Origin of the sequence: Mesorhizobium sp. M7A.F.Ca.CA.004.06.1.1, from assembly GCF_003999135.1 — a bacterium.
Taxonomy (GTDB): domain Bacteria; phylum Pseudomonadota; class Alphaproteobacteria; order Rhizobiales; family Rhizobiaceae; genus Mesorhizobium.
In genome coordinates, this window is the sequence record NZ_RZPQ01000062.1 from 1 (window position 1) to 15149 (window position 15149).

The 15149-nt window shown below is 62.0% G+C and carries 14 protein-coding genes; 12 read left to right on the forward strand and 2 right to left on the reverse strand.

All coding sequences use genetic code 11. The features are described from left to right. Window positions 1-472 precede the first annotated feature (472 nt). From EN906_RS06560 to EN906_RS06595, 8 genes are all read left to right on the forward strand, one after another. Complete coding sequence (locus tag EN906_RS06560) at window positions 473-1603, forward strand: nucleotidyltransferase family protein (protein ID WP_127267622.1); 1131 nt, start codon at window positions 473-475, stop codon at window positions 1601-1603. A 95-nt stretch (window positions 1604-1698) separates the two neighbouring features. Beyond that, on the forward strand, window positions 1699-2721 hold the full coding sequence (locus tag EN906_RS06565; RefSeq protein WP_127267660.1) for a glycosyltransferase: 1023 nt from the start codon (window positions 1699-1701) through the stop codon (window positions 2719-2721). 290 nt (window positions 2722-3011) lie between these two features. Then, a complete protein-coding gene (locus EN906_RS06570; protein ID WP_127267659.1) occupies window positions 3012-3410 on the forward strand; it encodes a hypothetical protein in 399 nt (132 codons plus the stop codon). Window positions 3411-3559: 149 nt separating this feature from the next. Further along, on the forward strand, window positions 3560-4417 hold the full coding sequence (locus EN906_RS06575) for a family 16 glycosylhydrolase (RefSeq protein WP_127267658.1): 858 nt from the start codon (window positions 3560-3562) through the stop codon (window positions 4415-4417). A gap of 67 nt (window positions 4418-4484) precedes the next feature. Continuing rightward, complete coding sequence (locus tag EN906_RS06580) at window positions 4485-5816, forward strand: UDP-glucose/GDP-mannose dehydrogenase family protein (protein ID WP_127267657.1); 1332 nt, start codon at window positions 4485-4487, stop codon at window positions 5814-5816. A gap of 92 nt (window positions 5817-5908) precedes the next feature. Beyond that, on the forward strand, window positions 5909-7351 hold the full coding sequence (locus EN906_RS06585) for a GMC family oxidoreductase (RefSeq protein WP_127267656.1): 1443 nt from the start codon (window positions 5909-5911) through the stop codon (window positions 7349-7351). A gap of 13 nt (window positions 7352-7364) precedes the next feature. Further along, entirely contained in the window at window positions 7365-7814 is a 450-nt protein-coding gene (locus tag EN906_RS06590) for a hypothetical protein (protein WP_127267655.1), read from the forward strand. A gap of 74 nt (window positions 7815-7888) precedes the next feature. After that, window positions 7889-8968: a glycosyltransferase gene (locus EN906_RS06595; protein ID WP_127375106.1), complete on the forward strand. Its 1080-nt coding sequence runs from the start codon at window positions 7889-7891 to the stop codon at window positions 8966-8968. An 18-nt stretch (window positions 8969-8986) separates the two neighbouring features. Here EN906_RS06595 and EN906_RS06600 read toward each other — a convergent pair whose 3' ends face one another. Together EN906_RS06600 and EN906_RS06605 are read right to left on the reverse strand one after the other, a co-directional pair. Next, window positions 8987-10009 (reverse strand): phosphoribosyltransferase family protein, encoded by a 1023-nt coding sequence (locus EN906_RS06600; RefSeq protein WP_127267653.1) that lies wholly within the window; start codon window positions 10007-10009, stop codon window positions 8987-8989. Between the two features lie 52 nt (window positions 10010-10061). Continuing rightward, on the reverse strand, window positions 10062-11558 hold the full coding sequence (locus EN906_RS06605) for a lipopolysaccharide biosynthesis protein (protein WP_127267652.1): 1497 nt from the start codon (window positions 11556-11558) through the stop codon (window positions 10062-10064). Window positions 11559-11743: 185 nt separating this feature from the next. Between EN906_RS06605 and EN906_RS06610 the strand changes: the two genes are divergently transcribed. From EN906_RS06610 to EN906_RS06625, 4 genes are all read left to right on the forward strand, one after another. Continuing rightward, window positions 11744-12916: a glycosyltransferase gene (locus tag EN906_RS06610; protein ID WP_127270877.1), complete on the forward strand. Its 1173-nt coding sequence runs from the start codon at window positions 11744-11746 to the stop codon at window positions 12914-12916. Between the two features lie 40 nt (window positions 12917-12956). Next, the gene (locus EN906_RS06615) at window positions 12957-13952 is read left to right on the forward strand and encodes a glycosyltransferase family 2 protein (protein WP_127270879.1); all 996 of its coding nucleotides are present in this window, start codon (window positions 12957-12959) and stop codon (window positions 13950-13952) included. Further along, window positions 13952-14902: a glycosyltransferase family 2 protein gene (locus tag EN906_RS06620; protein ID WP_127270881.1), complete on the forward strand. Its 951-nt coding sequence runs from the start codon at window positions 13952-13954 to the stop codon at window positions 14900-14902. The genes EN906_RS06615 and EN906_RS06620 overlap by 1 nt, the downstream gene beginning before the upstream one ends. Further along, window positions 14892-15149 (forward strand): glycosyltransferase (locus tag EN906_RS06625; protein WP_127375107.1); only part of this gene is annotated, 258 nt, incomplete at its 3' end. The genes EN906_RS06620 and EN906_RS06625, both read left to right, overlap by 11 nt.

A 15149-nucleotide genomic window follows, 5' to 3' on the forward strand; every position in this document is an offset into this window, starting at 1 on the left:
GTCAGCACTTTTATGCTGCAATGCAATAGCTGCACGGCAGCATTTATGAGTCAAGACTGTTTTACCTTCCGTTAATCAATTACGTTGCTGGCGTCAGGACATGAGCGGCCATGCCTAAAACTTGTCACTTTTTAGCCGATTCCTTGGGCATGATGGCAGCGCCTGTGCTGATTCTTTAAGCATATGATTTTGCTTGCATAAATCGTTTGTTTTGTGCTTATTTTTAGGCTTCGCTAATGGAAAGAATTTTCGGTTTGGAAAATTCGGCCGCGGATCGGCTAAAAGACCTGGCAAGGATATTTCAGCCGCGGTTCTCACTTCTTTCCGACGCGATCTCGATAGACGCTTCGGTTGCAAAAATTCGCACTGCAAAAGGAAAGGCTTTACGGCATCGAGGTTTTTGGTGATGTTTGCTTCGCACGTGCAGCATAAGTGTTCGCGCAAACCGCTTTCTTGGGAGATTGTGCGCTAAATGGCCTTGCCTGACGGCTCATACGAACGATTGCGCGCCGCCGGCTGTGCCGACGAGGTGGCCTACGTACAGGCCTGCCTGCGATTGTATTTTGCCGGGCCGCACGCCGGCGCGGGCGACATTTCGATGCGTGATCTGGACGGTGCCAAAATTGCCGACATCGCCAGGCTGAACAAGGTCGCCACCTTTGTCCTCAAGGCCCTTTCGCGCGCACCCGCGCTTGAGAGGCCGCCTGAGCTTTTCCGATGGCTCGACACCTACCGCAGGAGGACGGTTTCGATGAACGCGTCCTGCATCATGGATTCCATGGCGGTCCATGATGTGCTGCGCGCCAGCGAGATCGATTTTGTTTTTCTGAAGGGTCCGTTCCAGCAGCAGCTTCTCTACGACGACCACTTCATGAAGCCGTCCGGCGATGTCGACATCCTTGTTTCGCCGCTCGGATTTTTCAGGGCGCGTGATGCGCTTCGCCAGATCGGTTATGAGGTATCAGGCAAGTCGAACTCCGTCTGGTGGGTCCGCTTCCTCGGCGAACAGCACATGACCCGGGACGACGGGCCGAGGTCGTCCACGGTAGATCTCCATTACCGCCTCCAGCAGCCCGGCTCGCCAAGCCCGCGCGACGCGGACGGGTTTCTGCGGCGCAAGCGACAGGTCGAAATCGCCGGTGCGACGGTGCCGTTCACCTCGGTGGCCGATACTTTGCTTTTGTCCTGCATCAGCGTCGCCAAGGCACTTTTCAACCGGGAACCCTGCGCGGGCTACGTCTGTGATATCGGTGCCAGCGCCGCCCGCCTCGACGAGGGGGATCAGCAGCGTTTGCTCGATGCCGCAACCGTACAAGGTTTGGACGACACGCTGCTGCTTGGCCTGCGCGCCGCCGATGTGCTACTCGGCGGCGCTGGCACGCTGCTGTCGCAGCGCGCGACCAGGATCCTGTCGCGCATCGGCAATGAGGATCTGCTCAGCATGGTCATCGCGCCATGGCTGCCGTCGCTGCGGTGGCCACAGCGGCGAACGGTGCTGTGGGAACTGTGCGGCCGCGCGCCGGTCCGCTATCTGGCCGAAGCCGGCTGGGCGGCGTCCGCCGATATCAGCCGCCGCATCTTCGAGCGGCCGGGAAGTCGCTGAATGAAGGCAAATTGGGTGCTGATGGCAATTCTGTAGGGCATCGAAGGAGTACGGGGCGAGGGCAAATCGATATTACCTGTACGAGAGGCAAATCCATGTCGATGACGAAATTCGAGGTCTGCGTGATCATCGCGGCAAAAAACGCCGCAGCGACAATCGCCGTCGCCATCGCATCCGCGTTGCGCGAACCGGAAGTGGCGGAGGTCGTCGTTGTCGATGATGCCTCTACCGACGACACCGCCGATGTCGCACGATCCGCCGATGATGGCAGCGGGCGGCTCTCCGTGATGCGCCTCGATGTCAATCGCGGCCCCTCCTTTGCCCGCAACGCAGCCATCGCCGGCTCGAAATCGCCGTTCATCAGCATTCTTGATGCCGACGATTTTTTCCTCGAAGGCCGGTTTCGCAACCTGTTTGCCGGGGCCGATTGGGATTTCGCAGCCGACAACATCATGCTGATCAGGGATGATGCGACGGGCGACGCGACGAAAATCGTCGCGCCGCAATTTGCCGCCGATCCGGAATTCCTCGATTTCGAGCGCTTCGTCGAAGGCAACATCTCCAGGCGCCGCGTGCAGAGGGGCGAACTGGGCTTCTTGAAGCCGGTGATAAGCCGTGCCTTCCTCCACCGCCACGGGTTGAGCTACGACGAGAGCCTGCGGCTGGGCGAGGACTATGAACTCTACGCCCGCGCAGTCGCATGCGGGGCGCGGTTCAAGGTCATTCGCTCCTGCGGCTACGGCGCCGTCGTCCGCGCCGATTCTTTGAGCGGCCGCCACAAGACTCAGGACCTGAAGCGTTTGGCCGATGCGGATCTGGCGCTGCTGGCGATCGACAGTCTGCCGGAAGGCTCGAAGGCGGTGCTGCGGCGGCATGAACGGCACGTGCGCGACAAATATCGGCTGCGCAATTTCCTTGACGTCAAGGCTGAGCGGGGGCTGGCATCGGCCGCGGCTTACGCTTTCGCCAGCCTGTCCAACCTCGTCCCCATCGTCCAGGGCGTGGCTTCCGACAAGCTCGAGGCGCTGTTTCGTCGCGTCGGCCTTATGTCCAGCCAAAAGCCTGTGCCGCCGCGGCGCTTTCTGATGGCTGGAACCAGCATGGGCAAGGAACGCTGAGAGCGAGGCCCGAGGCCTGCGGTTTGTCCGCTCGCGACACGTCATCACGCAAACCATTTCGGCTGGATTTATGAGTTTACGAATTGGGTGGTTGCCTCGCGGCTCCGACGATGGCAGTCTATGTTGCGGTGCAGCATATTGGACGACCAGCCGAACTGGCCCCCGATCGGATTGGTCCGATGTCTCTCCTTCAGAGGAGCAGGACAATGCAAGGCGAGTTTTTGAGCCCCGGCTGCGGGGATCGGCCAGAAGCCCGGCCCACAAGCCGGCGATGACAGGAACCTGAGCCCATGGCCTCGATATTCGGTTTCAGATCAAGGGATCCGGCCCGCGACCGGCAGGCCGATGTTTCACGTCTTGATCGTCTGGCAAAGCTGTTCGAACAAATTGCGGCCGAGATCGAGGCCGAAAGAACCGGGCTTGAGAATCGCTACCGGACAACGTCGACCAACGCCGCCTTCCTGGTCGAAGCCATGGAGAACGGCTCAGCTTCCGACAAGCGGTCTTCGGAAGTCAGCGCACTGACACAGTCAATCCTGAATTGCGAACGCCGCATTGCAGCGCTGTCGCGCCAGGACGGCATGATGAAAGAGCTCCGTCATTCGCTGGATATGGTCTTCGACGAGGACGCCGATTCGGCCGCCGCCTCGGCGGAATTCGCCTGGCCGGCAGGCGCCGGCAGAGGTTGAAACGTGAAGGCTCGGAACTGTTGCAACAGATTTGATGCAAGGCGGGAAGCAATCGAGAGGGTCACAGGGAAGGTCAAGGTTGGCCCGTTCAGGAGCGGTTCGCACGTCGACTTTGGGTTGGGGACACACAGCGCAAAGGTGAGTTTGATATGAAGTCGAATCCGAAACCTACGACGGCAATTGACGCGCCGCCTCTCGCATATCGGACCGGACAAGCCGCCTGGCGACGGCTGGGGTCGCTCGGTGCGTTGCTGCTGGCTGCTCTCGGCGGTTTCCCGGCAACCCCTTCCTACGCCCAGGACATTCCGACATCGCCGTCCTTCGTCGATGATTTCAAAAGCTTCGATCGTGCGCGCTGGTATGTTTCCGACGGCTGGAACAACGGCAGCCATCAGAATTGCACCTGGTCGAAAGGCATGGTCGAACTGTCGAATAATGTGCTTTCGCTCGGCTTCGAAAAGCAGACGCTGAAGGATCGCGACTACGTCTGCGGCGAGATCCAGACCAAGCAGCGCTTCGGCTACGGCACCTATGAGGCACGGCTGAAGACCGATACCGGCTCCGGCCTTAACGCGGCGTTCTTCACCTATATCGGTCCCAGCGACAAGCAGCCCTGGGACGAGATCGACTTCGAGGTGCTGACCAAGGACACCTCCAAGGTGCAGGTCAATGCCTATATCGCGGGCAAGGGCAAGAACGAGAAGCTGGTCGACGTGCCGGGCGGCACGGAGAACGCCTTCAACGACTACGCCTTCGTCTGGCAGAAGGACAGCTTGCGATGGTACGTCAACGGCCAGCTGGTGAACACGATTACCGACCCGGCGAAGCTGCCCAGCCATGCACAGAAGATATTCTTCAGCTTTTGGGGCAGCGATACGATGAAGGGTTGGATGGGAGCGTTCGCGGATCCGGGCCGCAAGCTTTCCCTGCAGATCGAGCGGGTTGCCTTCACGGCGCTCGGCGAACCCTGTCAATTTCCGGAATCGCTGGCATGCAGTGTAAAGTAGTTGGGAAAGTCGATTTGAACCGGCGGGACCGAAAACGGTCCGCTGCCTTGCATGGGAATGAAACCGAATGAATTTGACGGTGTTTGGAATTGGCTATGTCGGCCTCGTGCAGGCTGCGGTCCTTGCCGAAGTCGGGCATCAGGTGGTGTGCGTCGACATCGACGCCGCCAAGGTCGAGCGGCTCAACCAGGGCCTGGTTCCCATTTTCGAACCCGGTTTGGAAAACCTCGTTAAGGAAAACCATGCTGCCGGCCGCATCAAGTTCACCACCGATGCCGCCGCCGCTGTCAGGCATGGCGAGATCCAGATGATCGCGGTCGGCACGCCGCCGGGCGAGGACGGCTCGGCCGATCTCAAATATGTGCTGGCCGTCGCCGAGACCATCGGCCGCGAAATGGACAAACCCAAGATCGTCGTCGGCAAGTCTACGGTGCCGGTCGGCACCTGCGAAAAGGTGAAGGCCAGGATTGCCGACACGTTGAAGAAAAGAGGCCGCGAGGACCTGGCTTTCGATGTCGCTTCGAATCCCGAGTTCCTCAAGGAGGGGTCCGCGGTCGCCGATTGCATGAAGCCGGACCGCATCATCGTCGGCACCGACAGCGAGGACACCGAGGCTGTGATGCGCGAACTCTACGCGCCGTTCAACCGCAACCACGAGAAGATGATCGTGATGGACGTGCGCAGCGCCGAATTCACCAAATATGCCGCCAACTGTATGCTGGCGACCAAGATCAGCTTCATGAACGAGATGGCCAATTTGGCCGAACAGCTCGGCGCCGACATCGAGGAGGTCCGCAAGGGCATCGGCAGCGATCCCCGAATCGGCTACCATTTCATCTATCCGGGTCTGGGTTATGGCGGTTCGTGCTTCCCCAAGGACGTGCGGGCGCTGATCAAGACCGCCGAAGGCGTCAAATTCGACGCCAAGCTGCTGCGTGCCGTCGAGGAGCGCAACAACGCACAGAAATCGGTTCTCTTCGACAAGGTGGACCGCTATTTCAAGGGCAACCTCAAAGGCAAGACCTTTGCGCTCTGGGGCCTGGCCTTCAAGCCCAACACCGACGACATGCGTGAGGCGCCGGCGCGCGTCCTGATGGAAGCGCTCTGGAAGGCCGGCGCCAATGTGCAGGCCTATGATCCCGAGGCGATGCAGGAATGCCAGGCCATCTACGGGCTGCGCGACGACCTGCTTCTGTGCGGCACCAAGGAGGCGGCGCTGCGCGGTGCCGATGCGCTGCTGATCGCCACGGAATGGAAGAGCTTTCGCGCGCCGTCTTTCGACGCTGTGAAGGATGCGCTGATTACGCCGGTCATCTTCGACGGCCGCAACCTCTATGACCCCAAGGTCATCGCCCGCCACGGCATCGAATATCACTCGATCGGCAGAATGGCGGCATGAGACCAGGCCCTGGCAGACGGATGCAAGACCGGTCCGCACATGGCCTGCGGGCGCTGGGACTGAGCGCGTATTTCTGTGTGGAGTTGTAGCCGATGGTGCTGGACGTAAAGCCGGAGCAAATCACCAAGGATCATTTCGATCTCGTAGCGATCGGTTCCGGCTTCGGTTCGGCCTTCTTCCTGCACGAGTTCGCCAAGCGCCGAAAGGCACGCATTCTGGTGCTGGAGTGGGGGCGCCACAACACCCATGAATGGCAGCTCGAGCAGAACGTCAACACCGACATCGAAGACGAAACGACCTATAAGACCAATTCCAACAAGCCGTGGAACTACACGATCGGACTGGGTGGCGGGACGAACTGCTGGTTCGCGCAGACGCCAAGATTTCATCCCAATGATTTCCGGCTGAAAAGCACCTACGGTATCGGCAATGACTGGCCGATCAGCTATGACGACGTCGAGCCGTTCTATTGCGACGCGGAAGACATCATGTCGATCTCCGGCGATCCCGACATGGCGGCGATGCTGCCCCGCTCGAAGCCGTTTCCGCAACCGCCGCATCGCATGTCGACACCGGACAGGATGATGAAGGCGGCGCAGCCCGGCCAGCACTTTGTCATGCCAACCGCGCGGGCGCGGCTGCCGACATCACAACGCACCTCGTGCTGTGCCAATCTGCGTTGCTGGCTGTGCCCGGTCGACGCCAAATTCACCGTCAACAACGGGTTGATGCACGTCTTCGAGCATCCCGACGTCTCGGTCTGCCTCGGTGCGGAAGTCCGCCGGCTCGATCACGTCGGCGGCGCTGTCCGTTCGGTCACGTTCCGCCATGACGGCAAGGAATACCAGGTCAGCGGCGATCTCTTCATTCTCGGCGCCAATGCCATCCAGAGCGCGGCGATCATGCTGCGATCCGGCCTGGGCGGCGAATTCGTCGGCAGCGGCCTGCATGAATCCTACGGCTGGAATTTCGAGGTCTATCTAGACGGCGTCGACAATTTCGACGGCAGCACCATCACCACCGGCCTGAATTTCGGCCTCTATGATGGTCCTCACCGATCGGAGCATGCGGCGGCACTGGTCTATTTCGAGAACCGCTGGCAGCACGGACTGCGTGCCGAAAAAGGGCGGCTACGCCAGGCGCTGCCGCTTGTCGTGGTCACCGAGGACTTGCTCGATCCCGAGAACTTCGTCACGCTTGACGAGGATGAGAATGCCTTCGTCAGCTTCAAGGCGCCATCGGACTATGCGGTGAAGGGCATGACGCGCGCTCTGGAGAAATTGCCTGGCCTTCTGGCGCCGCTGCCGATCGAAAAGCTCTTCGACCGCGGCATTCGGCCGAGCGAATCGCACGTCCAGGGCACGCTGAGGATGGGTACGGGCCCAGCCGATTCGGTCATCGACAGCGGCATGATCCACCACCAGCTCAGAAATCTGGTCGTCGTCGGCACAAGCACCTATCCGAGCTGCTCCTGCGCCAACCCGAGCCTGACCGCGGCAGCGCTGTCCTTGCGGGCGGCGAGCCGGATCGCGTGAAAGGAGGTATCGCATGATCGAGATTTCCAGACGCTCGGCCCTGGCCGTCATGGCTGGCGGAGTGGTTTCGACAGGGGTCGCCTACGCCGCCGTTTCCTCGTTCTCGGACGAGGATCTGGTGCGCGTCACGCTGGAAAAATACCTTGGCAAGTTGAACATCCGCATCGAGCATCTGCAGCAGTTCGTGCTGGCGTTCCGCAACAGGAATCCGTGGAACTTTCCAAGCGAAAAACTAAGCGACGCCGTCACGCTGGTGGAGGAACTCAAATTGGGCGCAGCACGCCGCCTGCTGCCCGAGCGAAAGCGGGAAGATCTGGTGCATTTCGACCGCTGGGTGGTCGCCGAATTCCATATGCTGACGGACTACGCCTGGCGCAGTTCGCCCAACGACCCGATCCGATTTACCGGCTGGCAATCCTGTACCAATCCCTTCGCCAATCTGGAGCCGCCGAAACTTGCCTGACGTCGAAAGCGAGGCGGCGGACTTTGCCTGTTGTCTCCGAGCAAGGAATACGAGATGCGACAAGGAGCCCGATCATGAAAGTTCTCTTTGCAGGCGGCAACGGCTACCCGCCCGAGTTAAGCGGCGGCGTTCAGTCGAGCACGCATCACCTGGCCGAACAGCTGATCGAGCACGGTCATGAAGCCGCTGTGCTCGCCGCCCTGTTCGGTGATGGTGTCTTCGGCTTCAAGGCGCGCGCCAAGATGAAGCTGCTGCGGCAGCCGGCGGTTGTCGACAGCTATCCCGGCTATCCGGTGGTGCGGGCCTGGTTTCCCTGGGAAGCAGCGGGCTATGCCGTCGACAGGCTGAAGCCCGATGTCGCCGTGGTCCAGTGTCACAAATCGGTTCCGATCGGCAAGGCGCTGCAGGCGGAGGGCGTGCCTCTGGTCGTCTATCTCCGCAATGTCGAGTTCCATGAACTGGGCGGCGATCTGCGCGAATTGCATTCCGCGCTTTACATCGCCAATTCTGACTTCACCGCACGTACTTACAGACAGGAGTTCGGCATCGAGGCGGTGGTGATCCCGCCAACCATCAACCCGGCGCACTACTCGACGCCGACGACGGGCCAGTTCGTCACGCTGATCAACCCTTATGAGGAAAAGGGGTTCGAGCTCGCGGTGCGGATTGCCGGCGCCTGCCGCGAAATTCCATTCCTGTTCGTCGAAAGCTGGAAGCTCGACGACGATCACCGGGCGCGGATCGAACAGACGATCGCTCCCTTGGGCAATGTCGTCCTGGAGAGCCGCACCAGCGACATGAAGACGGTCTACGGCCGCACGAAGATCCTGCTTGCTCCCAGCAAGTGGGAAGAGGCCTGGGGCCGCGTCGCGTCGGAGGCCCATTGCAGCGGAATCCCCGTTGTCGGCTCGCGGCGCGGCGGTCTGCCCGAAGCGATCGGCTCCGGTGGCGTGGTGCTGGATTATGATGCACCGCTGGCCGACTGGGTCGCGGCCGTCAGGCGGCTGTGGAACGACAATCAGGAATATGACCGGCTTTCCAGCCTCGCCCGCAGCTTCGCCGGGCGCCCGGAACTCGATCCCGATCGCCAGTTCATCACCTTCTTCTCGATACTGGACAGGGCCATGCAGCAGCGCGCGCGACAGGCGGCCTGACGGCGCCGCCTGAGCAGGTCAGGCCGGGCGCTTGACCCGGCTTTTCAGCGTCTCGTAGCCGCGGGCGCCAAGCAGCGCGCGGGCAATGGTCTTGGCGGCGCTTTTGCGGCCCTCTTGCGACTTGATCTGCCGCAGCCTTGCCGGCAGGTTCCTGGCCGCCTGACCAAGTGCCGGCAGCGACAGCGTGTTGGGAAAGCTGACCATATGCGTTTCGACGCACAGCACCGGCTTGCCTGACAGTTCGGTGATCCTCAGCGCCTGTTCGTGCTCGCTCTCGATGAACAGGATGGCATCGGACTTGCGGTAGAAATCCGCCTTGAAACTGCCATGCGCGCCGAGCCGTTGCCGTTCCGCCTTGCTCGGCAGGTCGAGCATGATCAACTGGTCGTATTTGATCTCATGCTTGGCGAGCCATGCCTCGGTGAGCGCGCGGTATTTCTCCAGTCGGCTGGTGACCAGCCAGCCGATCCTGTGGGTCGCGACATGGAGCGGCCGCGCTTCGCTGAGGAATTTTTCATAGGCCGGGCCGTCGTCGTTTTCCGCCTCTGTCGGATCGAGGCACAGCACGCCGTCAATGTCGACGCAGCATTGCGCCAGGAATTTGTGATGCATGAAGTTCCACTGGAACATGCGCGGATGCGGCACGACTTCGAAGACGAGGTCGGTTTCCTGGTGCTGGGGCTCAAGGCCGAACACGGCGGCAAAGGTGAACTCCGCCTTGATGCCCGCAGCCTGGATGCGGGCGCGTGCGTCACGCATGGCGTTGCCGCCAGCGACGCTGTCGTCGATCACCAGCACCTTGCGCATCTCGGAAACCTTGCGGTCGAGAGCGGCACGGCGCTTGGTGACGCCAGACGTATAGATACGCCCTTCCAGGAAGCTGTCGAGATCGGTCATCGGGATGTTCGCGGCAAGGCTGACCAGCGTCGCTGCCAAAACGCCGCTTCTCGGCACACCGACCACCAGGTCGATGTCGCGTGGCAGCCGGTGCAGGCCCCTGACAATGGCGTCGTTCATATCGGAGATCGATCGGTAGTGCATGGTTCAGACCTGGTCCTGGAGGAGATGTCCGTAGCAGTCGAAGACGCCCAAATTATTGCGCTTCGCGCGCCGCCGCCGCAGGCAGCCTTGCCGGCAGCATCTTGAGGGCCTCGCGCAAGGCTTCGCGGCCGGAGGCGAATGCCAGTGCGATGACGATGGTGATGAGGTAGGCGAGCACGGCGCCGCTGGCCAGGGCGACGACATGCTGCTGCGGCAGCGCTGGCTTGATGAACCAGATGCCGGCCAGTGCCAGATGGGCGCCAAGCACGAACGGCGTTGCCGCGCGAAGTACATGGTGCGCCTGAAGCGGCCCGCTCTTGCCGACATAGAGCCACAGGAACGGCGTCCGCAGATATTCGCTGATCGCATAGGCGATCGCCACGCCCAGCGCGCCATAGGGCAGGCCGAGCATGAAGGCCAGCACCGACGTCACGGCCGTTATGATGCCCCAGCGCATGAAATCGCCGGAGCGGCCCTGGCTGACGAAAAGCCACCCCGCCGGATTGTTGAGCGGCTGCAGCAGCCCGGCAAAGCCGAGCGCCAGGAAAATCGAGGCGCTTGCGCGCCATTGCTCGCCGAGCACGAAGGGGATCAGCACATCCGACATCGCCGTGGCGAAGGCGACGCCGGGAAGCGCCACCAGCAGGATCAGCGGCATGACGCGCAGGTAGGCGCTGCGGTAGCGATCCGGCTCATCCTTCAGCCTCGAAAGCGCCGGAACCATCACCTTCGACAGCGGGTTGGTGATCTGGCTCAGCGGAAACAGAAGCAGCTTGTAGGCGCGGTCATAGAGGCCGAGTTGCGCCTCGCCCCAATATTTGCCGATCAGCACATTGTCGAGGTTGCGGGCAAAGAAATTGGCGAAGTTGAAGCCGGTGATGCCGGCGCCGAAATTGATCAGCTCGCCGATGCCGGCGACCTTGCGCGGCAGGCCCGGACGCCAGCGCGAGCTCGCCCAATAGCAGAGCGTCGGCAAAACGGCACCGGTCAGCGTGCCGGCAAACAGGGCCCAATAGGAGCGATCGATAAAGGTCCAGGCGATCGACACCGCAAGCCCGGCAATGGCGCTGGCGACGTCGATGACGGCCAGCCGGCCGAACTGCATGCGGCGTGTCAAGAGCGCCAGATGCTGGGCGCCCAGCCCATAGGCCATGATCTGCAGCCCGAACGCAGCCACCAGGCCCGTCACGCGCGGCTCGCCGTAGAAGGCGGCAACCAGCGGCGCCGCACCCGCAAGCACGCAAGCCAGGATCGCGCTGACCGCGACATTGATCCAGAAGAGGTAGTTCACCTCCTCATGCCGGATGCCCGACTTCTGGATCGTCGCCTGGGTCAGGCCGAAATCCTGGAACAGGGCGATAAAGGCAAGCACCGGCGCGCACATCGCCACGACGCCGAAATCCTGTGGCGACAACAACCGCGACAAGACGATAACGGACAGGATCTGTGTCGCGACCCGCACCGATTGCGCCATGGCCGTGACAACCGCGCCGCGCCCAACCGATTTGCGCAAGGAGCCTTCTGGCGGATCGAATGCATTGGCTTCCAAATTCAGGATTCCTGATTTTTTACGTTGATTTCCGAGCCCGAAAATCCACGACCGCCGCCGACCACAAACTACGGCAATAATTTTGCAGTGCAACAGAAAACGTGGACCGCCGCACCAAAAATGTTGCGATGCAGCAAGACCTGTACTAGCATTCCCTCGGGTGGGCCAACAGCGGTCGAGTTTTTATGCTGCATGTCTTGTACCTTGTGCACGACGTTTCCGACCCGGCGGTGCGCCGGCGGATCACGATGCTCAGGGCAGGTGGGGCCCAGGTCACTTTGGCCGGCTTCCGTCGCACCGCGAATCCGATTGCGGATATCGAGGGACTGCGGCCGATCGACCTCGGCGCGACGCGTGACGGGCGATTCGGCCAACGCCTCGCGGCCGTCGCCAAAGCAGCCGTTTCGATAGGCTCGAAGCTTGGCGGTATGCCAAAACCGGATCTCATCATCGCACGCAACCTGGAAATGCTGGCGCTTGCCCGCCGCGCCAGGTCAGCCTTCGGTGCATCGGTTCCGATCGTATACGAGTGCCTCGACATTCATCGGCTTGTGCTGCGCAACGATGTCCTGGGCAAGGCGCTGCGCGCCACCGAGCGCTTTCTGGCCAGGGATGTGAAGCTGCTGGTGACCAGTTCTCCTGCCTTTATCGCCAATTATTTCAAGCCGTTCGGCCAGGTTGCGGCACCCATCGAGCTGGTCGAAAACAAATATTTCGAGGCCGCGACGATCTTGCCCGGCGCTCCGGAGACTGAAGAGAGCCCGGTCGGTCCGCCATGGCGGATCGGCTGGTTCGGTGCGCTGCGCTGCCGACGCTCACTCGAGCTGCTGGCCGATTTCTCCCGCCGCATGGAGGGCCGCTTCGAGATCGTGCTGCGCGGACGTCCGGCTTTGTCGGAATTCCCTGACTTTCACGGCTTTGTCGAAGCCGAGCCGTGGCTGTCGTTTCTCGGGCCCTACCGCAATCCGGAAGACATGGCGGCGATCTACAACGATGTCCATTTTTCGTGGGCGATCGATTTCTTCGAGGCGGGGCAGAACTCCGAATGGCTTCTGCCCAACCGGCTCTATGAAGGCTGCCGTTTCGGAGCGGTGCCGATCTCGATGGGCAACACCGAGACCGGGCGGTTCCTCAAACAGCAGGATATCGGCGTGCTGTTGCCGCAGGCGTCGCCCGAAGCCCTCGAAGCCGTGCTCGGCAAGATGGAAGAGCATCGCTTCGCCAGGCTGAAGGAGCGCGTTCTGGCCCGCAATCCGAGGACCTGGAGCTACGATCGCAGCGATTGCCGGGCGCTTGTCGAGCGGCTGCGCAGCCTGACGGCCGTGCCCGGCTCCTTTGCCGCCGAGGCATTGGCATAGGATGGCCAAGGATGGACAGAGGCAAGATGGACAGAGATTGATGACGCAGACGGACAAACCCTCATCCAGCCTGATCGTCATTCCGTGCCTGAATGAAGCCGCCCATATCGGTGCGCTGCTCGATCAATTGCGGCCCGCGGCCGCCCGGCTTGGCGCCCGGATCATCGTCGCCGATGGCGGCAGCACCGACGGCACGCTTTCCATCGTCGAGGATGTGATTGCCAAGGACCCGCGGGTTATCCTGCTCCACAACAAGCGGCGCATCCAGAGCGCGGCGATCAATCTCGCCGTCGGTACCTTCGGCGATGGTGCCGACTATCTCATCCGCATCGATGCGCATGGCGGTTATCCCGACGATTATTGCGACCGGCTGGTCGAGGAAGCCTTGGCCACGGGCGCGGATTCGGTTGTCGTTTCGATGCTGACCAGAGGCAGCGGTGCCGTGCAGAAGGCGGCCGCCGCGGCGCAGAACTCCAAGCTCGGCACCGGCGGCTCGAAGCATCGGCATCTTTCGCAGGGACAGTGGATCGATCACGGCCATCATGCACTGATGCGGATATCGGCATTCGGCGCCGTCGGCGGCTACGACGAAGCGTTCAGCCATAACGAGGACGCCGAGCTCGATTATCGCCTGCGCAAGGCGGGCTACAAGATCTGGATGAGTGGCAAGACGCAGATGGTCTACTATCCGCGCGCCTCGCTCTCAGGCCTCTATTTCCAGTATCTCGGCTACGGTCGCGGGCGTGCCAAGAATGTGCTGAAGCACCGCGTCATCCCAAAGATCCGGCAGATGGTGCCGCTGGCGGTCTTCCCGGTGGTTCTTCTTGCGGCCTTCTCATTCGTGCATTGGATTGCGGCAGTGCCTTTGTTGCTGTGGGTGTCGGTGTGCCTGGGCTACGGACTGGTGACGGCTATCCGCCAGCGCAAGGCTGACGTTGCGCTGGCCGGTGTCTCGGCCATGGTCATGCATCTTGGCTGGTCGGTTGGCTTCTGGCTGCAGCTTCTCGGCCTCGGCTCGCGACGCGGAGTGGCCTGATGGCGGTGTCGGCAAAGAACCGCAGCATCGACATCGGCGTCTGCACGTTCCGCCGGCCGGAGCTGGCTGACACGCTGCGCTCGCTCGACGCCATGGAGATGCCGGCGGGATTCGATATCCGCATTATCGTCGCCGACAATGACGACACCCCGACGGCCCGTGACCTGGTGGCGGCGCTGTCGCGGGAATTGACGGTGCCGATCCACTATCGGCATGCCCCGGCGCGCAACATCTCGATCGCCCGCAATGCCTGCCTCGATGCGAGCACAGCGGATTTCGTCGCCTTCATTGATGATGACGAAACGGCCACGCCTCAATGGCTCGCTGAATTGGTCGCGATGGCGCAGCAAAGCGGTGTCGCCGTCGTGCTCGGCCCGGTCAGGGCGCGCTATCGCCCGGATGCGCCGGACTGGATGCGGCGCGGCGATTTCCATTCGACCTTGCCCATCTGGGTGCGCGGCGAGATCCGCACCGGCTACACCTGCAATGTTCTGCTGCGGATGGGCTCGGACAGCCTGCGCGGCCGCCGCTTCAGCCTGGCGCGTGGCCAGACCGGCGGCGAGGACACCGAATTCTTCGACCAGATGCACAAGGCCGGCGGCCGCATCGCCTTCGCGCCCAAGGCGTGGGTCGACGAGGTGGTGCCGCGCTCAAGGGCGGCATTCGAATGGCTCGGCCGCCGCCGCTTTCGCGTCGGCCAGACGCATGGCCATCTCCTGGGCAGTAGCGCCAGCAGCATCGGCCTGGTCAAGCAGGTCGGCCTGGCCTCGGCAAAGGCCATCTATTGCTTCGCCTCGGCACTTCCGGTCGTCGTCAGTCCAGTCCGCAGGAACCGCAGCGTGCTGCGCGGCATTATGCATGTTGGTGTCGTCAGCGGCCTCGTCGGCATCCGCGAAATTCGCCTCTATGGCCAGCCGTCGCCACAGGAGGGAGGCAAGCGTGCAGCCTGACGTCAGCTCTGTCCCGGATGTTTCCTTCGTTATTGCCGCCTACAACGCCGAGGCGACCCTTGATCGGGCGATTGCCAGCGCCATCGCCCAGAAGGGTGTCAGCGTCGAAATCATCGTCGTCGACGACAAGTCGCGCGATGCGACGCTCGACGTGGCGCGGGCCTACCCCGGGGATATCGTCCGTGTCGTCGCCCTGGCCAGCAACCGCGGCCCTGGCGGCGTCGAGGCCGGCATTCCTGGCGCCGCC